Annotated in this window: 16 protein-coding genes; 13 read left to right on the top strand and 3 right to left on the bottom strand. The window is 45.6% G+C overall.

Translation table 11 applies throughout. The annotated features are described in order from the left end of the window. Nucleotides 1-7 precede the first annotated feature (7 nt). Entirely contained in the window at nucleotides 8-1,132 is a 1,125-nt protein-coding gene (locus tag L3V36_RS09775; RefSeq protein WP_102448397.1) for an efflux RND transporter periplasmic adaptor subunit, read from the bottom strand. A 337-nt stretch (nucleotides 1,133-1,469) separates the two neighbouring features. After that, nucleotides 1,470-1,811 (bottom strand): iron-sulfur cluster insertion protein ErpA, encoded by a 342-nt coding sequence (gene erpA / locus L3V36_RS09770; RefSeq protein ID WP_004734539.1) that lies wholly within the window; start codon nucleotides 1,809-1,811, stop codon nucleotides 1,470-1,472. Between the two features lie 296 nt (nucleotides 1,812-2,107). Here erpA and hemL point away from each other — a divergent pair, with 296 nt between their 5' ends. Continuing rightward, the gene (gene hemL / locus L3V36_RS09765) at nucleotides 2,108-3,403 is read left to right on the top strand and encodes a glutamate-1-semialdehyde 2,1-aminomutase (protein ID WP_017084255.1); all 1,296 of its coding nucleotides are present in this window, start codon (nucleotides 2,108-2,110) and stop codon (nucleotides 3,401-3,403) included. 141 nt (nucleotides 3,404-3,544) lie between these two features. On the opposite strand, the gene L3V36_RS23870 is transcribed toward hemL, so the two are convergent. Beyond that, nucleotides 3,545-3,670, bottom strand: coding sequence for a hypothetical protein (locus tag L3V36_RS23870; protein WP_004734537.1), 126 nt, complete (start codon nucleotides 3,668-3,670; stop codon nucleotides 3,545-3,547). A gap of 76 nt (nucleotides 3,671-3,746) precedes the next feature. Between L3V36_RS23870 and L3V36_RS09760 the strand changes: the two genes are divergently transcribed. From L3V36_RS09760 to L3V36_RS09705, 12 genes are all read left to right on the top strand, one after another. Further along, nucleotides 3,747-4,832, top strand: coding sequence for an AI-2E family transporter (locus L3V36_RS09760; RefSeq protein WP_004734536.1), 1,086 nt, complete (start codon nucleotides 3,747-3,749; stop codon nucleotides 4,830-4,832). 110 nt (nucleotides 4,833-4,942) lie between these two features. Next, nucleotides 4,943-5,965: a 16S rRNA (guanine(1207)-N(2))-methyltransferase RsmC gene (rsmC, locus tag L3V36_RS09755; protein WP_017088379.1), complete on the top strand. Its 1,023-nt coding sequence runs from the start codon at nucleotides 4,943-4,945 to the stop codon at nucleotides 5,963-5,965. A gap of 216 nt (nucleotides 5,966-6,181) precedes the next feature. After that, nucleotides 6,182-9,571 (top strand): response regulator, encoded by a 3,390-nt coding sequence (locus L3V36_RS09750; RefSeq protein WP_004734534.1) that lies wholly within the window; start codon nucleotides 6,182-6,184, stop codon nucleotides 9,569-9,571. 710 nt (nucleotides 9,572-10,281) lie between these two features. Further along, entirely contained in the window at nucleotides 10,282-11,964 is a 1,683-nt protein-coding gene (locus tag L3V36_RS09745; protein WP_004734533.1) for an ABC transporter substrate-binding protein, read from the top strand. A 169-nt stretch (nucleotides 11,965-12,133) separates the two neighbouring features. Continuing rightward, complete coding sequence (locus tag L3V36_RS09740) at nucleotides 12,134-13,120, top strand: ABC transporter permease (protein ID WP_004734532.1); 987 nt, start codon at nucleotides 12,134-12,136, stop codon at nucleotides 13,118-13,120. 2 nt (nucleotides 13,121-13,122) lie between these two features. Then, nucleotides 13,123-14,148 carry an ABC transporter permease gene (locus L3V36_RS09735; protein WP_004734531.1) on the top strand — a complete coding sequence of 342 codons (1,026 nt, stop codon included), beginning with the start codon at nucleotides 13,123-13,125 and terminating at the stop codon, nucleotides 14,146-14,148. Between the two features lie 2 nt (nucleotides 14,149-14,150). Beyond that, entirely contained in the window at nucleotides 14,151-15,134 is a 984-nt protein-coding gene (locus tag L3V36_RS09730; protein WP_004734530.1) for an ABC transporter ATP-binding protein, read from the top strand. An 87-nt stretch (nucleotides 15,135-15,221) separates the two neighbouring features. Next, nucleotides 15,222-16,217 carry an ABC transporter ATP-binding protein gene (locus tag L3V36_RS09725; protein WP_017080764.1) on the top strand — a complete coding sequence of 332 codons (996 nt, stop codon included), beginning with the start codon at nucleotides 15,222-15,224 and terminating at the stop codon, nucleotides 16,215-16,217. Between the two features lie 98 nt (nucleotides 16,218-16,315). Continuing rightward, a complete protein-coding gene (locus L3V36_RS09720; protein ID WP_208775168.1) occupies nucleotides 16,316-18,037 on the top strand; it encodes a glycoside hydrolase family 9 protein in 1,722 nt (573 codons plus the stop codon). Nucleotides 18,038-18,039: 2 nt separating this feature from the next. Continuing rightward, nucleotides 18,040-18,924 carry an N-acetylglucosamine kinase gene (locus tag L3V36_RS09715; RefSeq protein ID WP_208775166.1) on the top strand — a complete coding sequence of 295 codons (885 nt, stop codon included), beginning with the start codon at nucleotides 18,040-18,042 and terminating at the stop codon, nucleotides 18,922-18,924. A gap of 11 nt (nucleotides 18,925-18,935) precedes the next feature. Continuing rightward, on the top strand, nucleotides 18,936-20,897 hold the full coding sequence (locus tag L3V36_RS09710) for a family 20 glycosylhydrolase (RefSeq protein ID WP_208775165.1): 1,962 nt from the start codon (nucleotides 18,936-18,938) through the stop codon (nucleotides 20,895-20,897). Between the two features lie 146 nt (nucleotides 20,898-21,043). Continuing rightward, nucleotides 21,044-23,449: a N,N'-diacetylchitobiose phosphorylase gene (locus L3V36_RS09705; RefSeq protein ID WP_208775163.1), complete on the top strand. Its 2,406-nt coding sequence runs from the start codon at nucleotides 21,044-21,046 to the stop codon at nucleotides 23,447-23,449. The last annotated feature ends 60 nt before the right edge of the window (nucleotides 23,450-23,509 follow it).

Genomic DNA, 23,509 nt, shown 5'->3' with positions numbered 1-23,509 from the left:
CTATCTCCTACTCAGCAATTACATTAGAGAGTTCAGCGCCTTGCTCAACAGCAATCACCGAATCACCATCACGAACAAACCCTTGGCCTACTGTGATGATATCGACGCGTTGTCCAAGTCCTGTGAGCCAAACTCCATCTTGCTCTGCCTTTATTAGCTGAATGCCTACAAATTTCACGGTTGGTGAGTCATCGACTAAAACCAAAGTTTTGACCCCAAGGTTACCAGCCTCATCTAGTGCCAACATGGCTGGTGTCACTTTGATAGCGTCTCTCGTTTCTAGATTGAGGGTTACTTCGGCACTGACACCGGCAGGTAACAGGCCATCGGAGTTATCGATTTCAATCTCTATTGGGAAGGTATTGGTAGCAGCAGAAGAGATACGAGAAACATAGCGTAAGCGGCCTTCCGCTTCTTCTCGCCCTAACAAGCGAACCAAAGCAGATTGATTGACTAGCAAATACTGGATATGACGCTCACTGACATCGGCCTCAATAACCAAAGGATCGAGGTCAATCACGCCCGCGACCGGATCGCCAACACCAACGAAATCACCGAGCTCCACCATCAAATCTTGAACCACACCCGAAAAAGGCGAAGTAATCACAGTATTCTTTAAAGCCAATTCCGCATTGCGCTTCATGGCCTTTGCTTCCGTTAATGAAGCCTCAGCGGTGGTATAAGCTATCTCGCCTTGCAGCCCTCTTTTCTTCAAAGATTGCGCCGCTTTGAATTCTTTCTGCTTCAAGCGATATAAAGCCGAAGCTCGCTCTAATTGAATCTCTAAATCACCTTTATCTATCTGGGCAATGGCTTGTCCAAATTTAACCGCATCGCCCTTCACAACGTTCAATCTAACAACCTTGCCCGCCACTTCTGCCCCCAAACGAGCATGCCTATCAGGCGCCGTTCGACCATAAAGATCAATCGTTTTAAAGGTCGGTGATGAAGTAAATGTTTGAAAGGAAACCTTAGCCAACGGAATTTCTGTCGCTTTTTTTTCAGGTGACTCTTCCGCTTGCCCTACGCCTAAACCAAGCCAGATCGACAACAACACGACTAGAGTCAGAGAAACCAGCCACGGCTGCTTCAATTTCTGAAAAAGTGGTGAGTTAGAAAATAGAGTGGGCATAACAAATCCTTTTGTCCGATGTTATTAAGGCGCGCTAATTAGCTTAACACTGTCATATGCAACATCCTGATGCACAGCGGTAACCTTAACAGACCCACACCCAACGAAGTTGGACTCTATCGACAGTTTAAAAAATATGGCGTTTACTATAAGTCAGATGGATGAAATAAAGATTACACATTCCCAACCTAAATACCTATTGATATGTATGGCTAGAACAGGTCGAATTACTGTCTGTTTTATATGATGTATTTCTTAAAAAAAAACGCCGAGCATGAGCTCAGCGTTTAAAATATTTCTAATGTAGCTCTCAGTTCAAGCTACCTTTCAGTTCACGTTAGACGCTAAATGATGCACCACAACCACATGTTGTTGTCGCGTTCGGGTTGTTCACAAAGAAGCGTGCGCCTTCTAGGCCTTCAGTGTAATCAACCATGCCACCCATTAAGTACTGTAGGCTCATTGGGTCAACAACCAGCGTAACACCGCTGTTTACAATAGTAGTGTCGCCATCATTTACTTTTTCATCAAATGTGAAGCCGTATTGGAAACCACTACAACCGCCACCTGTAATGTATACACGCAGTTTTAGTTCTGGGTTTTCTTCTTCAGCAATTAGCGTTTGTACGCGTGTAGCTGCTGCATCAGAAAAAGACAATGGGATATTTACTTCGCTCACGACAACCTCTCTTACCTGTGTCAAAAACAACATGATACAAATCTAATTCGAGACCATAGTTGTTGAGTATTTTCTTATATTCTGGTGATTATCTAATACCTGACTGAAACGTTCAAGTATTCACCACAGGATCGTTCCTTTTACTGCCGTAAACTCGCCTATATCTGACAATTAAAACGTGTAACCACACAAAACAACCAGATTCGGGGGATTATATCGGCGAAAGCATTCCTAGTTGGATTCTGGATAGGTACAATGCGTGCCAATTGGTCCTACAGTCAAAAGAGGATATATCAATGACCAAATCAGCAGAACTGTATCAAAAGGCACAGCAAACTATTCCAGGTGGCGTTAACTCTCCAGTGCGCGCTTTTAACGGTGTAGGTGGTTCTCCAATCTTCGTTGATAGAGCTGACGGCCCACTTCTTTTTGATGCTGATGGGAAAGCATATATCGATTACGTTGGCTCTTGGGGCCCAATGATCCTTGGTCACAACCACGCAGTTATCCGTGAAGCTGTCATTGATGCAGCGCAACGCGGCCTTAGCTTCGGTGCTCCAACCGAAACTGAAATCAAAATGGCTGAACTTGTCTCTGAGATGGTTCCATCAATGGAACAGCTGCGTATGGTGAGCTCAGGTACAGAAGCAACAATGAGTGCGATTCGTCTTGCTCGTGGCTTTACTGGTCGTGACAAAATTCTTAAGTTTGAAGGCTGTTACCACGGTCACGCAGACAGCCTACTGGTAAAAGCAGGTTCTGGCGCACTGACTTTAGGTCAACCAAGCTCTCCTGGTGTACCTGCTGATTTTGCGAAACTAACGCTAACAGCAACCTTCAACAATCTAGATTCAGTACGTGAAATCTTCGCAGCAAACAAAGGCGAGATCGCTTGTATCATCGTTGAGCCTGTAGCGGGTAACATGAACTGCATCCCCCCAGTAGAAGGCTTCCACGAAGGTCTACGTGAAATCTGTGACCAAGAAGGTGCGTTGCTAATCTTTGATGAAGTAATGACAGGTTTCCGCGTTGCTGAAGGTTGTGCTCAGGCTTACTACAACATCAAGCCAGACCTAACGTGTCTTGGTAAAGTGATTGGCGGCGGAATGCCTGTGGGTGCTTTCGGCGGTCGTAAAGATGTGATGCAGTACATCGCGCCAACGGGCCCTGTTTACCAAGCGGGTACGCTTTCAGGTAACCCTGTAGCTATGGCAGCTGGCTACGCGTGTTTGAACCTTCTAAGAGAAGAAGGCAACGAAAAGCGTCTAGCATCAAAAACTAAGCAACTAGCTAATGGCTTCAAGCAACTTGCAGACAAGCACGGCATTCCAATGCTAGTCCACCAAGTTGGCGGTATGTTTGGTTTCTTCTTCACAGATCAAGAAACAGTAACCTGCTACGAAGATGTAACTAAGTGTGATGTCGAACGCTTCAAGCGCTTCTTCCATCTAATGTTAGATCACGGTGTTTACCTTGCACCGTCGGCATTCGAAGCAAGCTTTACTTCTCTTGCTCATGGTTCAAAAGAACTGGATGCAACACTAGAAGCTGCTGATCGCTCTCTTGCGATCATTGCTGCTGAAAGCAAATAGTCGAAAGCACTTTATAAGTCGCTAACCGATTGAATTTAGGGCTGCATTAGATGCAGCCCTTTTTAATACATCACGCTCGCTAACCACAAATATAACAGCTTACTTACCCTTCGATTAAGGCTAAAACTGAACTGAAAACGCCTAACGTTCCCAGAAAAGAAAAACCAACAACATCAAGGTACCAAGGAACATTCTGAACCAAGGGATCTCTTTTTTTGTTTGCTGTTCTTCATCTTGGCATTTCTTATCTTTATTACAGCATCCCATTATCAAAACTCCTCATTGCTAACTCTCTGTTTTGCAGCCATTATAAACTCAGAACGCAAATATAGAGACCATTAACGTGTCAGAAAAACTCAAAATCAATACCAGCCACTGGGTGATCATCATTGCCCTACTTGCGGCGGCTTATGCTTGTTACTTGCTTATAGAGCCGTACGTCAACTCAATCGTGATGGCCTTTATCATTTCACTATTGATGTTCCCAATCCATGAGTGGCTTGAAAAAAAGCTCCCGAATAAAGAAAACATCGTCTCTCTGTTGTCTTGTGTGATTCTGACTTTCATTATTGTTATCCCTTTATTGGCAGTATTCGCAGCAATTGTTCAGCAAGGTTCTCTGTTCTCTCAGAACACCTACCAATGGGTGACCCACGGCGGTATTCAGACTTTATTTGCACACCCATTAGTGGTCAAAGCGCTGTCATTTGTGAATAACTACTTGCCTTTCGACAACATTGAGCCTCAAGCCATCGCACAGAAAGTCGGTGAATTTGCGACCAGCTTTGGCTCAAAACTGGTTGGTATCAGTGCAAAAATCCTTGGTGATGCGACCAATTTCTTGATGGATTTCTTCTTGATGCTGTTTGTTCTGTTCTTCTTATTAAGAGATCACGACAAAATCATCAGCGTTGTTCGTCATATTTTGCCTTTATCTCGTAGCCAAGAAGACAAATTGCTAACCGAGATTGAGCAAGTATCGAAATCAGCTGTAATGGGTTCATTCTTAACCGCAATAGCGCAAGGTTTTGCGGGCGGGTTAGGTATGTGGATTGCCGGTTTCCCAGGCCTATTCTGGGGCACCATGATGGGCTTTGCCTCTTTCATCCCAGTTGTGGGTACCGCATTAATCTGGATCCCAGCAGCAACTTACTTGTTCCTAACTGGTGATACCACATGGGCGATTTTCCTAACGGTTTACTGTGTAGCGATTGTTGGTTCTATTGATAACCTGCTTCGTCCGCTGCTGATGCAAGGCAGTGCAGGCATGAATACCCTGATGATCTTCTTCTCACTGTTAGGTGGTATTCAACTGTTCGGCTTAATTGGTCTTATCTACGGCCCGCTAATCTTTGCGATTACCATTGTCCTATTCAACATCTACGATGAAGAGTTTAAAGACTTTTTAAACCAGCAAGACAAGAGTTAATCAACTGTTCGACAACTTGGTTGCCGAACGAGTATTAAACACTTCAAGCTTTGGGCGGATTATGCGAAAATCCGCCCTCATTTTTTGCTAACGATTCAATAGAGTGTCCTATGTCAGCTTATATTGCCCCAAGCCAGATTGCTCAACGTCAACTCGCCTACTTTGAAGGCAAACATGTTTTAGTTGCAGGTGAGGCAGAAGACTTATTCCCTGTTGAATTAGCGAAACATTGTGAATCAGTCACCGTGTTTACCTCTAATTACAGCTACTACCGTCAATTAGAAGGCTGCAACACCATCCAACGTTTTTATGGTGCGGAGTTTACCGAAGAAACCAAAGCCGACTTAGTGATGCTGTACTGGCCAAAGGCTAAAGCAGAAGCGGAATTTCTGTTGGCGATGTTATTTGCCAAGCTAGGTAAAGATACCGAGATTGTCGTAGTTGGCGAGAATCGTTCTGGTGTTAAAAGTATCGAGAAGATGTTCGCTCCTTACGGTAAAGTCGTGAAATACGATTCGGCGCGCCGTTGCTCTTTCTACTGGGGTCAATGCTTCGAGCAACCACAAGCCTTCAATCTGCAAGACTGGTTTAAAACCTATACGGTTAACATTGATGAGCAGTCACTGACTGTAAAAAGCCTTCCAGGTGTGTTTAGTCACGGCCAATTTGATGTAGGTAGCCAACTGCTACTTGATACTCTACCAAAGCTGAAAGGTAAGGTACTGGATTTCGGTTGTGGTGCAGGTGTATTAGGCGCGGTAATGGCATCTCGTCACCCTGATATCGAGCTAGAAATGTGCGACATCAGTGCATTTGCCGTGGCATCAAGCCAAGCTACGTTAGAAGCGAACGGTTTAACGGGAAATGTCTTCGCCTCAGATGTCTATTCCGACACATCAAAAGACTACCAATTCATCATCAGTAACCCACCATTCCATTCTGGTTTGGATACAAGCTACAGCGCAACTGAGACCTTACTTGCTCAGGCTCCTAAGCATTTGAAGCGTTCTGGCGAGATGATTATTGTTGCGAACAGTTTCTTAAAATACGTTCCAATTATTGAACAAGCGTTTGGAAAATGCGCGACTCTAAATAAGACCACTAAATTCGCGATCTACCACGCAAACAAATAGCCTATCTAGCACAGCGCAGGGTCATTATCTGCGCTGTCTGTTCATATTTTTGTCAAAACTCTATAAAAATGAGCTTTTGCACACGCTTTAAATACCACTTACTTGTCAAAGTAAAAAAACTCGTTAATTTCGTTAAATTGGAACCCGTTAATTCTATTCTCTGTACTTGTTTTCAGCCCTTTTAGCAGTACATCAAAGGAAAGTAGTACCCAATTTATGTTTAGATTCTATCGTAAGCAGAAGTTTAAGCGCCTTCAAAATACCCTAATGCTGGCATTTCTTGTCCTCAGTATTACCCCAGTGACACTTATCGCGATATTTTTCCTCCAGTCGCACAGTCAGGATCTTCAGGAACAAAGTACTTCGCACCTTGTTTCGGTCCGTGATACTAAGCAACAGCAAATTGTCGATTACCTACAAGCTCAAGAGTCCCAAGTCATGGGCTTTGTTCGCTCAGAACTTGCCAATGCCAGTGGCGGGCGATTCTATGGTTTAATTAATGCGTTCCAACGCTTAGGGTTAGATATTGATGAAGCGCGCAGTAATGCGCAGCAGCGTTACATTCAAGGCTCTGGCGATCAAATCAAGACATCGATTCTTCCAGAATCTAGTAGCTTTATTGGCAGCGAACGTTATCGACTGCTTCACAAGCGCTACCATAACTCATATCAAGAATTGCTTAAGCGTTCAGACTTTGATGACATTCTATTAGTCGACATTAACGGTAACGTCGCTTACTCAATCTTTAAGCGTGATGATTACGGCACTAACTTGCTAACAGGTAAGTACAAAGATTCAAACCTAGGCGTTACCTTTCAACGCTTAGCAAAAGACGTAAAAGACAAACGTAAATCCAACGAGGACTATACACCGGTTATCGTTTCTGACTTTAAAGATGAGAACGGTAAGCAGACGGCTTGGTTAGGTGCGCCTATTGTTCAACAAGGCTACCTACACAGTTACGCTATGTTTAGGCTGCCAATCAATGGGATTACTAAGCTGATTGCGGATCTCAACAAGAGTTCAAATATTCAAACACTGCTTGTGGGTGATGATCACCTGCCACGCAGCCTCGCCCATTCGCAAGAGTCGATTAATTTAAGCTTAGACGTTGTCGATAAAGCATTAGCTGGCGAAACGGCCGTAGGTACGTTCAACAACACTCAAGATCAAGCGATCATCGCAGCATATACCCCAATTGAGCTGAAATACGCAACATGGGCTCTTGTCGTAGAGCTGCCAGAAAAAGAGGCGTTTGCCCGTATTCATCAGTTAGAAAAGATCTTCGTGATAGTGATGCTCACAGCGATCATTCTTGTGTTTGTCGCATCGCATTATCTGTCCAATTTCATCACTTCCCCTCTCCTCAAACTGACGTGGGCTGCCGAGAAAGTCTCTGCTGGTGATCTTGATGAAACCATGATCAATACCGAACGCAAAGATGAAATAGGCCGACTGGCGGTTAGCTTCGAAAGAATGCAGCGATCGATCCGTGAAAAAATGCAGCTCATCAAGAGCCAAAACGGTGAGCTTGAGGACAACCTTAAGACCATTCAAAAGCAAAATGAAGAGTTGCAACTGGCGAACAAACTTAAAGATGAATTCTTAGCCACCACCTCACATGAATTGAGAACGCCATTGCATGGCATGGTTGGTATCGCTGAAGCGCTAATATCTGGTGCTAACGGCCCTATTCCAGCCAACCAGAAGTACCAATTGGATATCATCATCAATAGTGGTCAGAGGTTGGCTACACTGGTTGATGACCTGCTTGATTATCACAAGATGCGCTATGGCAGCTTGGATATTAAGAAGTCTGCTGTTGATTTATCTGCAGCCACCAGCTTAGTACTTGAGTTATCTCATCACCTGTTAGGTAACAAGCCAATCCGCATCATTAACCAAGTGCCAAGCGATTTAGGTCTCGTTTCATCGGATCCTCAACGACTTGAGCAAGTGATGTATAACTTGGTTGGCAATGCTATCAAGTACACATCAGAAGGTAAGATTGTTATCTCAGCAAGCGTCATCGACGACAACATTCGAGTACAAGTTGTTGATACCGGTCAAGGTATACCTGCTGAATATCTTGAACACATCTTTGAGCCATTGATTCAAGCTGGCCAAGACGCAAGTAACTATCGCCAAGGTGCCGGCCTTGGGTTATCCATCAGTCGTCAGTTAATCGAGTTGATGGGTGGTTCGCTGTATGTAAGTAGCCAGCCGATGCTTGGCACTACATTCAGCTTCACATTACCTTTAGCTACCCAAGAAGAACTGGATAGCTACAGTGAGTCAGGGAGCTACTCACACTTCCAAGCGCCGGATTTAATTGATAACACTCAGCAAGAAAACAGCGCTATCAGTGAAAACCCAGATGGCCCGTTATTGGTTATCGCCGATGATGAGCCGGTGAACCTGCGCGTATTAGACAGCTTCTTGAAGCTAGAAGGTTATCGAGTTCGCACCGCCTGTGACGGCCCTGAGACCATTGAACTGATTGAAAAAGAGAAACCAGAGTTACTTCTGCTCGACATCATGATGCCAGGTATGAGCGGCTATCAGGTTTGTGAAGCACTGCGTAAGCAATACGATCATGCACAATTGCCAATCATCATGCTAACGGCACTCAACCAAGCGGAAGACCGTGTTCGCGGTTTCGAAGCGGGTGCCAACGATTACTTGTCTAAACCGTTCAACAAACAAGAACTGGCGGCGCGAATTACGGCTCACTTATCAGCAAGCAAAGCTGAGCAAAGGCGTCTTGAGAATGATCAATTGCAACTAGAGCTTAAACACAGGGCCATGGTTGAAGCTAACCTGCTAGAAACTCAAGGGCGCTTGCTAGAACAGCTAGAATCAGCCCCTGAGGCCATCATCTGTATTCGTGATGACCAACGTATTCGCTTCGCCAACGAAGCGGCTGCTAAGCTGTTTAGACGTGGACAAGAACAACTCAAGCGCTCAATGGCCGACGAGATCATCGCGCCTAAATACCTGAAGGTGGAACAAGCTCACTACTGTGGTGATATTGATATCTATATAGACGACACACGTCAGCGCATTCCAAGTGACATCCTTAAGCTACCTGAAGGCTCAGGGCTCGACACCATGTATATCTTCAATGTCGGTGGTGGCGTTAACTCAAACCGAGTCAATAACCTTGAAACAGCGGTTGAGGCACTTTCAAGCTACGCCTTTGAAGGTGACAAAGATAAGCTTCAACAACTGAAAGAGCTTGGCGGTGAATTTACTCGCCTTGCTGATAAGGCAACCGGTGAGGGTAAAAACAAGCAAGAGCTGATGCGTGAAGTGCTAGTCGATGTCATGACCAATGCCATTATCTACTGGGAGTCTGTTACTGGGGAGACCAAGTTTGCTTTCGCAGAAAAGAGTGGCTTATGGCGAGTCTACTTAGACCGCAGTACCCTACAAACTAGAACGCTAGACAAATACCTACGAGTAGAAACTCTACCGAAAACACCTCGCTGGCGAACGGTACTGAGCTCTATCGAATTCATACTTGAGCACTGTAAAGAACAAACACCAGAAAGAACTCATATCGAGATGCTAAGGGATAAACTACAGAAACTACTGACCAGCTAACCCTGAAGTAAGATCACGATACTGTAAATAATGGAGCCCACTTAGCGTGGGCTTTTTTGTACGCCTAACAATCACAAAAAGTAGAATCCCAACGCTTGCAACGCACTTTTTTTACGTCTTTAAACAAGGAGAAATTCACGCCAATTACGCACGGTGCGTGCTCGTAACCGTCAGTACTTTTCGTTCTATTCTCAATCATATCTGACCGTTATCTTACTCTTTGTTGCAGTTTGAGAAGCGAGTCACAACAGAACGGCAGATTTAATTTTCTAGGGAAATTTAACGTAAAAGCGGCAAGTGACCAAGATCTACAATTACAAAACCCTAGCCTAAAGCTTTATAATAAAAAGCCCAGGTAGTTAGTGACCACTTACACCCGGCCGATACAGCAAAACCAAATGCGAGTCACATCACCTTAACAATTGCGCACAAAAAACCACCAAAGCACCCCATTTTGACGTTAATGACGTGGGATTGCTTGTTTTTAACGTTTTTGACGGGAAACGAGTTTGATTAATTCATCGATAAGGTGTTTTCTTACTCCTGCCAAAGGCCTACAGGCCACTCTTACCACTTCTCAGAATCAACGATGAATCTGGAGCAATGAAGAAGAGGTAGGCCTTTAACTAGAGTGTGTATCTACTAAACAATTTAGCGACAGATAACATTCAATCCATTAGTGAAATGAAAGCAAATAGTAAGGAACAGCTATGCTTGCCAATATAAAAAAAACAGCAATAGCAACAGCAATTATTGCAACTGCTACAACAGGTTTTGCATCAGTAGCAACAGCTGCAGAACGCAGTGAGTTGACTATTCACCCGAAAGAGTACACTACATTCGTACGTAACTTTAACCCGTACCTTGGTGCTACCAACCTACATACTACAACCGACTTCCTTTATGAGCCGCTAGTAGTATTTAACGAAATGCACGGTAACACTCCTGTGTTCCGTCTAGCTGAAAACTTCACAATGTCAGATGATCTGATGAGCGTAGTTTTCGACATTCGTAAGGGTGTTAAATGGTCTGACGGAGAAACTTTCTCTGCTGATGATGTTGTTTTTTCTTTCAACCTTGTAAAAGAGAAGCCAGAGCTTGACCAATCTGGTATCAACTCTTGGGTAACTTCTGTAGAAAAACTGAACGACTACCAAGTTAAGTTCAGCCTAACAGAAGCAAACTCAAACGTACCTTATGAGATTGCTAAAGTACCTGTAGTGCCTAAGCACATTTGGAAAGACGTGAAAGATCCATCAACGTTTACCAATGAGAACCCAGTAGGTTCTGGTCCATTTACAGAAATCGATACGTTTACAGCTCAGCTATACATCCAATGTGCTAACCCGAACTACTGGGATGCAGACAACCTAGATGTTGACTGTCTACGAGTTCCACAAATTGCGAACAACGACCAGTTCCTAGGTAAAGTTGTAAACAGTGAAATGGACTGGACGTCTTCTTTCGTTCCAGATATCGATCGTACATACGCTGCAGCTAGCCCTAAACACCACTACTGGTACCCGCCAGCAGGTACACAGGCATTCATCGTTAACTTCAAGCACCCTGATGCTGCAAAGCATGAAGCATTGAGCAACGTTGAATTCCGTCGTGCTTTCTCTATGGCTCTTGACCGTCAAACTATCATCGATATCGCATTCTACGGTGGCGGTACTGTGAACGATTTCGCATCGGGTCTTGGCTACGCATTTGAAGCTTGGTCTGATGAAAAAACTCACGACAAGTACAAGGGCTTCAACACTTACAACGCTGAAGGCGCGAAGAAGCTTCTTGCTGACGCTGGCTTCAAAGATGTAAACAAAGATGGTTTTGTTGACACTCCATCAGGCAAGTCTTTCGAACTAATGATTCAATCGCCAAACGGCTGGACTGACTTCAACAACACAGTTCAACTAGCGGTAGAACAGCTAAACGAAATCGGTATTAAAGCGAAAGCTCGTACACCTGACTTCTCTGTTTACAACCAGGCAATGCTTGAAGGTACATACGACGTAGCATACACAAACTACTTCCACGGTGCGGATCCATACACGTACTGGAACAGTGCTTACAACTCATCACTTCAATCTGGTGATGGTATGCCTCGTTTCGCGATGCACTTCTACCAAAACGACAAGCTAGATGGACTTCTAAACAGCTTCTACAAAACAGCTGACAAGAACGAGCAGCTAGATATTGCACACGGTATCCAGCAAATCATCGCTGCAGACCAAGTGACAATCCCAGTGATGTCTGGTGCTTACATGTACCAATACAACACGACTCGCTTCACTGGTTGGTGGAACGAAGAAAATCCAAAAGGCCGTCCAAACATTTGGGCTGGTATTCCAGAGCGTCTACTTCATGTACTGGACCTAAAACCAGTTAAATAAGTAATCGTTCAATCTTTGCGGCGTAACTTCTTACGCCGCTTATAAAAATCCCCACACTATCAATTGAAAGTATGGCGCTAGTCGTCAGGGGATTTTTCGTTCCAAATTTCGCTAGGAGCGACCTGAATCCAGAAACAGGGAAACAATCTGGGTGAGTAAGGTGTGAGTTATGGGTTATTTTTTAAGACGTTTGTCATTTTATTTTGTCGCGCTATTAGTTGCAGCGACGTTAAACTTTATTATTCCAAGAGCAATGCCTGGTGACCCAGTTACCATGATGTTTGCGAACGCTTCTGTTCAAGTTACTCCTGAGCGTATTGCGGCAATGAAAGAACTATTAGGCTTCGTTGATGGCGGCTTACTGGTTCAATACGGCGCATACATGAAGAACATTCTAAGCTGGGAGCTTGGTACATCAATTCAATTCTACCCACTTTCAGTAAATACACTGTTAGGTGGCGCATTCGGTTGGTCGCTATTCTTAGCAGGCACTGCCGTTATTCTTTCTTTCTCGATTGGCTCAATCCTAGGTATTTTTGCAGCGTGGAAACGTGGCAGTAAATACGATGCCTTTGTTACTCCAGGGATGCTTATTCTACAAGCCGTTCCTCAAGTTGTTATTGCCATGCTTGCGCTATTTACCTTCGCAATTGGTTTGAAGTGGTTCCCAACTGGCTACGCCTATACCGCTGGTACGATACCTGACTGGACAAGTTGGGCATTCATCAAAGACGTTGCTTACCACGCTTTCTTGCCTCTGGTATGTGCTTCGGTTGTTCAAATTGGTGGCTTCCTAGTAAACATGCGTAACAACATGATCAACCTACTCGCAGAAGACTACATCACCATGGCGAAAGGCAAAGGCCTTAGCGAAAACCGAGTGGTATTCAATTACGCAGCTCGTAACGCGATGCTGCCAAGTGTGACGGCACTTTCGATGTCTCTAGGTATGGCAATCGGCGGTCAGTTAATTATCGAAATCATCTTTAACTACCCAGGTCTTGGTAGCGTACTTTTCAACGCAATTAACGCTCGTGACTACCAAGTATTGCAAGGCCAACTGCTTATCATGACGCTATTCATGCTGTTCTTTAACCTTGTTGCAGACATGCTTTACGTTGTTCTTGACCCTCGTCTTCGTAAGGGTGGTAAATAATCATGAAAGATATTCTAAAACTCATTTGGCGCAATCCGATGGCCCTAACCGGTGTCATCATCCTAAGTATTTTTATTCTTGGTGCTATTGCGGCTCCGTTGATCACCAAACATGTACCAGACAAGCGTACAGGTAACCCACACGAGTACCCTGGCTTCGTCGTTAAGTCTGCACAAACGAACCCTGACGGCTGGGTTGCTCAAAACCTAGCAGACGACCGTCGCACACTTATCATGTCTAAGAAGGCAGACCATGTATTGGGGACAACTCGTATGGGCCGTGACGTTTGGTCACAAGTGGTATACGGCGCACGTGTATCTCTGGCTGTAGGTTTTGGTGCGGGCCTTACCGTATGTTTACTCGCAACGGTTATCGGTGTTTCCGCGGGCTACTTTGGCGGCCGTGTCGATGACATTTTGACAGCCGCAATGAACATCATGCTGGTTATTCCTCAATACCCATTACTGTTCGTAGTTGCAGCCTTTATCGGTGAGGCAGGGCCACTCACCATAACCTTAGTTATCGGCTTTATGTCCTGGGCTTGGGGCGCGCGTGTTGTTCGTTCCCAAACGTTAGCACTGCGTGAAAAAGAGTTTGTAAAAGCCGCTGAAGTTTTGGGTGAATCTTCATTCCGTATCATCTTCGTAGAGATTCTTCCAAACCTTATCTCTATCGTTGGCGCGAGCTTCATCGGTTCGGTGATGTACGCAATCATGATGGAAGCTACGATTTCGTTCCTAGGTCTTGGTGACCCGAACACAATCAGCTGGGGCATCATGCTTTACAACGTTCAAACCTCTTCATCAATGCTGATTGGCGCTTGGTGGGAACTGTTGGCTCCTTGTATCGCATTAACACTACTTGTAACTGGCCTTGCTCTACTTAACTTCGCGGTCGATGAAATTGCCAACCCGCAACTGCGTTCTCACAAAGGCATGAAGCGTTGGAAAAAACTAGCGGCTCAAGATAAAGAAGAACGTGAACCAGAACTACCACCACAAAATGCACTTTGGAGCGGAGATAAATAATCATGTCTGAACCACTAATTTCAATCCGTAACTTATGCGTGGATTACATCACAGAGTCTGGCGATGTTCGCGCGTGTAATAACGTAAGTTTTGACATCGCTCCGGGTGAAGTATTCGGCTTAGCTGGTGAATCTGGCTGTGGTAAATCAACCGTTGCTTTCTCTCTCATGCGTCTTCATAAGCCACCCGCTTACATCAGTGGCGGTGAAGTCATCTTCAATGGTGAGAACATCCTTGAATACAGTGACGAACGTATGCAAGCGTTCCGCTGGAGCGAGATGTCGATGGTATTCCAGAGTGCGATGAACGCACTCAACCCTGTACTTCCAATGGAAGAGCAGTTCTGTGATGTGATTATGCATCACACCAACATGACTCGTGAACAAGCTAAGCAACGTGCTGAAGGTCTACTTGAAATTGTCGATATTCACCCAAGCAGATTGAGTGACTACCCTCACCAATTCTCTGGCGGCATGCGTCAACGCTTAGTTATTGCTATCGCTTTAGCATTGAATCCAAAGCTGATCATTATGGATGAGCCAACGACCGCGCTTGATGTGGTTGTTCAACGCGAAATCCTACAAAAGATCTATGCACTAAAAGAAGAGTTTGGTTTCTCAATTCTGTTCATCACCCATGACTTGTCATTGATGGTCGAGTTCTCTGACCGTATCGGCATCATGTACTCCGGTGAACTTATCGAGGTCGCGAACTCTCAAGATATTCTAGAAAACCCTTACCACCCTTACACCAAAGGGCTGGGTAGTTCTTTCCCTCCACTAACAGGGCCAAAGACAAAACTAGCGGGTATTCCGGGCAACCCTCTGAACCTCTTAGAGATTCCTGAAGGGTGTCGTTTCCAAGCTCGATGTGACCGTGTACATGAAGCTTGTACTAAGGTGCCAACCAAGCTGCGCTCTATCGACCCGGGACACTTGTCTAACTGCCACCTGTACGGTGACCCAATAGTACAAAGGAAGCTATAGCTTGCACGCTGACTCAGCGTGGATAACGAATAAGGCGGCTCGACCGTCGAAAAGCAAGCAAAGCGAACAAGGATTCTGGAGACAATTATGAGCAAAGATTTCGGTCAATTATTGGTAGAAGGCAAGAATGTCGTAAAAGACTTCCCAATAAGCAGTACCACCATTCAAACCCCAATGATGCGTGCGATTAACGACGTGTCATTCAAGATGTATAAAAGCCGTGGCCTAGCGGTGGTTGGTGAGTCAGGTTCAGGCAAATCAACAACAGCAAAAATGATCGCAAAAATGTACGCGCCTTCGGGCGGTACGATCGAATACAAAGGTCGCGATATCCAAGAGATCTCAAGCAGAAAAGATCTCATGCACTACCGTGAAGGTGTGCAGATGGTATGGCAAGACCCGTTTGGTTCACTGAACCCAACACACAATATCTTCCACCACATCGCTCGCCCTTTGTTGATCCACAAAAAAGTATCTCCGGGCAACAAGAAAGAGTTACAGGAACGTGTATACGATCTTCTAGAGCAAGTGGGGTTAGTACCACCGCAAGCGACGGCAGAAAAGTACCCTCACCAACTCTCAGGTGGCCAGCGTCAACGTGTCAACCTTGCACGTAACATCGCGGTAGGTGCGGAAGTTGTTCTCGCAGATGAGCCAACCTCAATGCTTGATGTATCGATTCGTGCTGGTGTCTTGAACCTAATGGAAGAGATGAAGTTTGAAAAGCAAATGTCTCTACTTTACATCACTCACGACATCGCAACTGCTCGTTACATCGCTGAAGACCTTTCCGTAATGTACGTTGGACACATGGTGGAATGGGGCGATACCGATGACGTGATTGCTAACCCTCAACACCCTTACACTCAGCTATTGGTTTCGGCAGTTCCAGATCCTAAGAAATCGATCCACGACCAACTAGCAGGTAACAAAGGGGAGATCCCACTTTGGACACCAGTATCAGCAGGTTGCCCATTTGCAGGCCGTTGTACTCACGCGATGGACAAGTGTAAAGAACAGCTGCCAGGAGTTACACAGTTAGCTGATAACCACTTTGTACGTTGTTACCTACACGAAAGCTAAGCAATAAAGTCCAAGTTAGGGTCTGCGGACCCTAACTATTTATATCCAAAACATTCAAGTACCTAGCCAATAGAAACTAGGACTGTCGGAGAGTATTGATGCTGTTATTGACCAACCATATTGGCTATGAGTCCACAGGCCCAAAGCAAGCTATCTTACAAACAAAGAAAGCTCGTCTATCGAGCACTACGGCTTTACTCGTCTGTGCAGACAATCATATGACTGTCGGAAGCTTTGATGTGGTTAAACAAGGCCGCGTAGCAAATTGGCATCAAGGGCAATTCTTCACTATCGATTTCAGTTCAGTTACTGAATCTGGTCGCTACTACCTACGTTTTGACAACCTGCGTTCAGAAGTATTTGAGATTGGTAGCAACCTATTAATGAACCACACATTCTCTGATGTGCTTCATTACTTTAAGTCACAACGCTGTGGCGGTATTTTCGACAAAAAAGATCGACAAGCACAAATTCTAGGTACCGACAGATACGTCGATGTCCACGGAGGATGGTATGACGCATCAGGAGATGTCAGTAAGTATTTTAGCCACCTGTCTTATGGTAACTACCTAAACCCACAACAAATTCCAATGGTCGTTTGGAACATGCTAAAAAGTGTACGCTTGACTAGCCATAACCCAGACTTCCCAAAATTCTCCATGACTCGTCTAACGGAAGAGGCTCTGTTCGGTGCCGACTTCTTAGTGCGTATGCAAGACGCCGACGGATACTTCTATATGACGGTATTCGACAAATGGAGCAAAGATATCAATCAGCGCGACATCTGCGCTTATGCGACTCAAGAAGGCCATAAATCAACAGACTTACAAGCTGGCTACCGACAAGGTGCAGGCGTCGCTATTGCAGCACTGGCTGCTGCATCTGAGCTTGAAACCTCTGGCAGTTACTCGAGCCACACCTACCTTGAAACGGCTGTTAAGGGTTACTGGCACCTAAAAGAGTACAACCTCCAGTACCTAAACGATGGCGAAGAGAACATCATCGATGAGTATTGTGCCCTGCTCGCAGCCAATGAGCTGTATCGCGTAACTCAAGACCAGCAATACCTAACAGAAGCAAGAACTTGGGCGACTCGTTTAATCTCTCGCCAACAGTCAGATAATTCATTTGAGCACTTCTGGTCTGCAAATTCTGATGGCTCTCGCCCATACTTTCATGCAGCAGAAGCTGGCCTTCCGGTGATTGCGCTATGCGAATACATCGACAACGAAACCAATGCTGAATTAAAAGAACAGGCTCGCACAGCTGTTGAGCAAGCTTGCCAGTTCGAAATCAACATTACCGACAAAGTCACCAACCCATTCGGCTACCCAAGACAGTACGTTAAATCTGTCGATGGTGATAAACGTGATGCCTTCTTCGTCGCTCAACAGAATGAGACAGGTTACTGGTGGCAAGGCGAAAATGCTCGCCTTGGTTCAATCGCAACCATGGCTTACCTAGTTCAACCGCACATTAAAGATAATGACCTTCAACAGCGTCTAATCCAGCTTTCACAAAACAGCCTTGATTGGATTTTAGGATTGAATCCTTACCACATGTGCATGCTCGATGGTCACGGTCATAACAACCCAGACTATCTACCACAGCTTGGTTTCTTCAATGCGAAAGGCGGGATCTGCAACGGCATCACGGCTGGTTTCGAAGACGAACAAGACATCGCATTCAATCCATCAGCTCAAAAAGACGACATGCTTCAAAACTGGCGCTGGGGTGAGCAATGGCTCCCTCACGGCGCTTGGTTCCTATTGGCAACGGCTTCACAATTCAACTTCCTAGCACAAAGTAAGGAGCAATAATCATGACTCTTTACTACGTAGGTATTGATGGAGGCGGTACATCTTGTCGAGCTCGAATTCGCGATGACCAAGGCAAGCTGGTTGGTGAAGCAAAGAGTGGCAGTGCCAACATTCTATTGGGTGTTGATGTTGCGATGAACTCTATCGTTGATGCCATTACCCAAGCTGCTCAGCAAGGACAACTCGACTCAAACCATTTCTCAAACATGCATGTAGGGTTAGCACTGGCTGGTGCAGAGCAAAAGTCGGCATGGCTCGACTTCATGGCACAGACACACCCTTTCGCAAGCATGACACTAAATACCGACGCTTACGGCGCTTGCATTGGTGCTCACAATGGCCAAGACGGTGCAATCATGATCGGTGGCACCGGTTCATGTGGTATCTACCTGAACAACGGCGAGCAACATGTGGTTGGCGGTCGTGAATTCCCAATTTCGGACCAAGGCGGAGGCGCAGTGATGGGCCTTCGTTTAATTCAGCAAGTTCTACTCGCTGAAGATGGCATTCGCAACAAAACCGCGCTGACCAAACACGTTATGAATCATTTCAATAATGATGTTGATGCGATCGTGGCGTGGTCAAAAGGCGCGATTCCAAAAGATTACGGTCAATTTTCTCCAGTTATTTTTCAACTGGCAAATGAAGGCGATGAACTGGCTATCGAGATGCTCAAGCAAACTGCAGCTGATATCGAAATGTTTGTCTTAGCACTGCATCGAAAAGGCGCTGACAAGGTGTGCTTAATGGGAAGTATCGCTGAACGCATTCACAACTGGCTATCGCCACCAGTACAACAATGGATCGTTAAACCTCAATTCGACGCTATCGAAGGCGCGTTGATGTTTGCCGGGAAATCACAACACAACTTGTATCAACAGGCTTAGCAGGAAGTTATATGAATTATCGCATCGACTTAGCTGTTCTTTCTGAACAAAAAAATAACTGCCGATTCGGCCTTACGGTACATAACTTAAGTGACCTCGACGTACAAGATTGGTCACTGCATTTTGCCTTTGACCGATTCATCCTTCCTGAGAGTTTATCGCAAGGTGAATTGACTCAAGTAGGAAGCTTTTGCTCGTTCAAACCAAATTCGCCAGTGTTAAAGGCCAATAACCATTTCTACCTTGAATTCAGTATTCAAAGCGCACCATTCCGCTTCTATTCTGATGGCTTGAATGATGCCTTTATCCAGTCACATCATGATGGGGAAACATCGGTACTCCCTGTCGCGATATCACCTATTGTACTGGCTTCGCCATACCGTGAACGCAATCAAATACCTGAAGTTAACGCTGCTGAGATTGCATTAATCCCTCAGCCAAATCAGATCGAATTTCAGCAAGGTAGTTTCGCGCTAAGTAACTTCGCGCTAAATAACGACTGCAGAATTGAGGTTCAATCTCATCTTGCTGATAAGGCAGTCTCTTGGTTTCAGCAAGAATTGCTCTCGACCTTTGAGTTGTCTCTTTCGAATGCGCTTTCCACTGAACAGTCAAGAGACGAAAGCGGCAAAATTCTCTTTCGCAGCAATCCGACGTTAGATGAAGCCGAATACAAGCTGACCATCACTGCACAACAGATTATTGCTGAATCAGGCAGCCAGTCTGGCTTCACACACGCCGTGGCAAGCTTGATTCAATTGGTTCGACAACTGGATGCCGAGAGCTTTTCTATACCATGTTGCAAAATCGCCGATCAACCTCGCTTTAAGTACCGAGGCATGATGTTGGATTGCGCTCGTCACTTCCACTCGGTAGAGCAAGTGAAACGTTTAATCAACCAATTGGCGCAGTACAAATTCAACGTTTTTCACTGGCACCTAACCGATGATGAAGGCTGGAGAATTGAGATCAAGAGCCTGCCTCAGCTAACAGAAATTGGCGCTTGGCGTGGTCCTGATCATGCATTAGAACCGCAATACACCCACATTGCTGACAACTATGGCGGCTTCTACACACAACAACAGATTCGAGAAGTCATTGAATATGCAGAGCAACGCAGCATCACGGTGATCCCAGAGATCGATATCCCGGGACACTGTCGCGCCGCAATCAAATCACTGCCAGACATGCTAGTTGAGCAAGCAGACACCACACAATACAAGAGCATTCAGCACTACAACGACAACGTGCTAAACCCAGGTTTACCAGGCACTTACCAATTTCTAGATGCAGTTATTGAAGAGGTCGCAGAGCTGTTCCCTAGCGAATTAATTCACATGGGTGCAGACGAAGTGCCACCGGGAGTGTGGACCAACAGCCCTGCTGCTCAAGCTTTGATGAAAGAGCATCAATATCAAGACAGCAAAGACTTACAAGGCCACCTATTCCGTTATGCCGAGAACAAACTCAAGCAACTTGGCAAGCGCATGGTGGGCTGGGAAGAAGCGCAACACGGCGACAAAGTCAGTAAAGAGACCATCATCTACTCGTGGCTCAGTGAAGAAGCTGCAGTGAATTGCGCTCGCCAAGGCTTTGATGTGGTGCTGCAACCGGCACAATTTACCTATCTCGACATGACCCAAGATTATGCACCGGAAGAACCGGGCGTAGATTGGGCTGCCGTTATCCCATTAGAACAAGCTTATACCTACGAAGCGCTTGCTGAGATATCCGACACCGACCCAATTCGTAAGCGGATCCGCGGAATTCAGTGTGCTCTATGGTGTGAGATCGTCACCAACCAAAAGCGTATGGATTACATGGTATTCCCAAGAATTAGCGCTTTAGCTGAAGGATGTTGGACACATAAAAACAACCGAAACTGGCTAGATTACCTATCTCGCCTAAAGGGCCACCTGCCATTACTCGACAGACTCAATGTTGATTATCGCAACCCTTGGAAAGCTCAATAAAACAAAATCAAAGCGACACTCATATCGAGTGGATACTGACTCAAATTAAGTTGCTGACTCAAATTAAGGTGCTCAGTCAGATAAGACTCAGTATCACTATTTAAAAATTAGCTGCATAGATGCAGTTTGTTAAAAAGGAAATGACAATGAAATACGGCTATTTCGATAACGACAATCGCGAATACGTCATCACTCGCCCTGATGTACCAGCACCTTGGACCAATTACCTAGGTACTGAAAAGTTTTGTACCGTAATTTCGCACAATGCGGGCGGTTACTCGTTCTACAATTCTCCGGAATACAACCGTGTTACTAAGTTCCGTCCAAACGGCACATTCGACCGTCCAGGACACTATGTTTACCTGCGTGATGATGAGACAGGTGATTACTGGTCTATCTCTTGGCAGCCAGTGGCAAAGAGCCTAGATGAAGCGAACTACGAAGTTCGTCACGGCCTGTCATACTCAAAATTCAAATGTGAATACAGTGGTATTACAGCAACCAAAACGTTATTCGTACCTAAAGGTGAAGATGCAGAAGTTTGGGACGTTGTATTAAAGAACAACACTGACAAGCCACGTACTATCAGCACTTTCTCGTTTGTTGAGTTCTCTTTCAGCCACATCCAATCTGATAACCAGAACCATCAGATGTCTCTGTACTCTGCAGGCACGTCTTACCAAGAAGGTGTTCTGGAGTACGACCTGTACTACAACACTAACGACTTTGAAGGCTTCTACTACCTAGCTTCAACTTTCTCACCAGACAGCTACGATGGCCAACGTGACAACTTCCTAGGCATGTACCGTGATGAAGCAAATCCAATTGCGGTTGAAAACGGTAAGTGTTCTAACAGCGCTCAAACCTGTTACAACCACTGTGGTTCTCTGCACAAGCAATTTACGATTCAACCGGGTGAAGAAGTCCGCTTTGCGTATGTACTCGGTATCGGTAAAGGCAACGGTGAACGCCTACGTGAGAAGTACCAAGATACAGCAAACGTCGATGCGGCTTTCCAAGGTATCAAAGATCACTGGGATGAACGCTGCAACAAGTTCCAAGTTAAGTCTCCAAACGAAGGCTTAGACACCATGATCAACACGTGGACGCTTTACCAAGCGGAAACCTGTGTGGTTTGGTCGCGCTTTGCATCCTTCATTGAAGTCGGTGGCCGTACTGGCCTTGGTTACCGTGATACGGCGCAAGACGCGATCTCAGTACCTCATGCCAACCCACAAATGACCAAGAAGCGCATTATCGATCTGCTTCGTGGCCAAGTGAAAGCGGGCTACGGTCTACACTTGTTCGATCCTGATTGGTTCGATCCAGAGAAAGCTGACGTTGAGCCTTCAAAATCACCAACGGTTGTTCCAACGCCTTCAGACGACGACAAGATCCACGGCATTGACGATACCTGTTCTGATGATCACTTGTGGATCGTACCAACCATCATCAAGTACGTGATGGAAACGGGTGAACACGGTTTCTTTGACGAAGTGATTCCATACGCAGATGGTGGCGAAGCAACGGTTTACGAGCACATGAAAGCGGCGCTGAATTTCTCTGCAGAATACGTAGGGCAAACCGGTATCTGTAAAGGTCTTCGTGCTGACTGGAATGACTGTTTGAACCTAGGTGGCGGTGAATCTTCAATGGTTTCATTCCTACACTTCTGGGCGCTACAAGAATTCTTAGACCTAGCTAAGTTCCGTAATAACGATGCTGACGTTACTAAATACACTGAAATGGCAGCTAACGTTCGCGAAGCGTGTGAAACACACCTTTGGGATGACGAGGGTGGCTGGTACATCCGTGGTCTGACTAAAAATGGCGACAAGATCGGTACCGCTCAACAAGCTGAAGGTCGTGTGCACCTTGAGTCAAACACGCTAGCGGTTCTATCTGGCGCGGTATCTCAAGAGCGTGGCGAGAAAGCGATGGACGCTGTCGATGAGAACCTTTTCTCTGAATATGGCCTGCACCTAAACTCTCCTTCATTCGCAACACCAAACGACGATATCGGTTTCGTAACTCGCGTTTACCAAGGCGTTAAAGAGAATGGTGCAATCTTCTCTCACCCGAATCCATGGGCTTGGGTAGCAGAAGCGAAGCTAGGTCGTGGTGACCGTGCTATGAAGTTCTACGACGCACTTAACCCGTACAACCAAAACGACATGATTGAAACGCGTTACGCAGAACCATACTCGTACGTGCAGTTCATCATGGGTAAAGATCACCAAGACCATGGTCGTGCAAACCACCCTTGGTTAACAGGTACCTCTGGTTGGGCTTACTTCGCGGTAACCAACTTCATTCTTGGTGTTCGTACAGGCTTTGAAGGCTTAACAGTTGATCCATGTATCCCGACTGATTGGCCAGAGTTCGAGGTTACTCGTCAATGGCGTGGCGCGACTTACAACATCACAGTGCAGAACCCGAATGCAGTAAGCAAAGGCGTTGCCTCTATCACTATCAATGATGAGTCAGTTGAAGGCGCAATCCCGGTACAAGCAGAAGGCAGCGTGAACGAAGTTATCGTTGTACTCGGCTAATCACTTAATTTGATGAACAGCTCCTATCTCAAGTCTTTACTGGCTTGAGATAGTGAGACT

The sequence above is a fragment of the Vibrio sp. G-C-1 genome, assembly GCF_021728015.1.
In the GTDB taxonomy this organism is placed as follows: Bacteria; Pseudomonadota; Gammaproteobacteria; order Enterobacterales; family Vibrionaceae; genus Vibrio; species Vibrio splendidus.
This window is presented reverse-complemented; position numbering and strand designations above follow the sequence as displayed.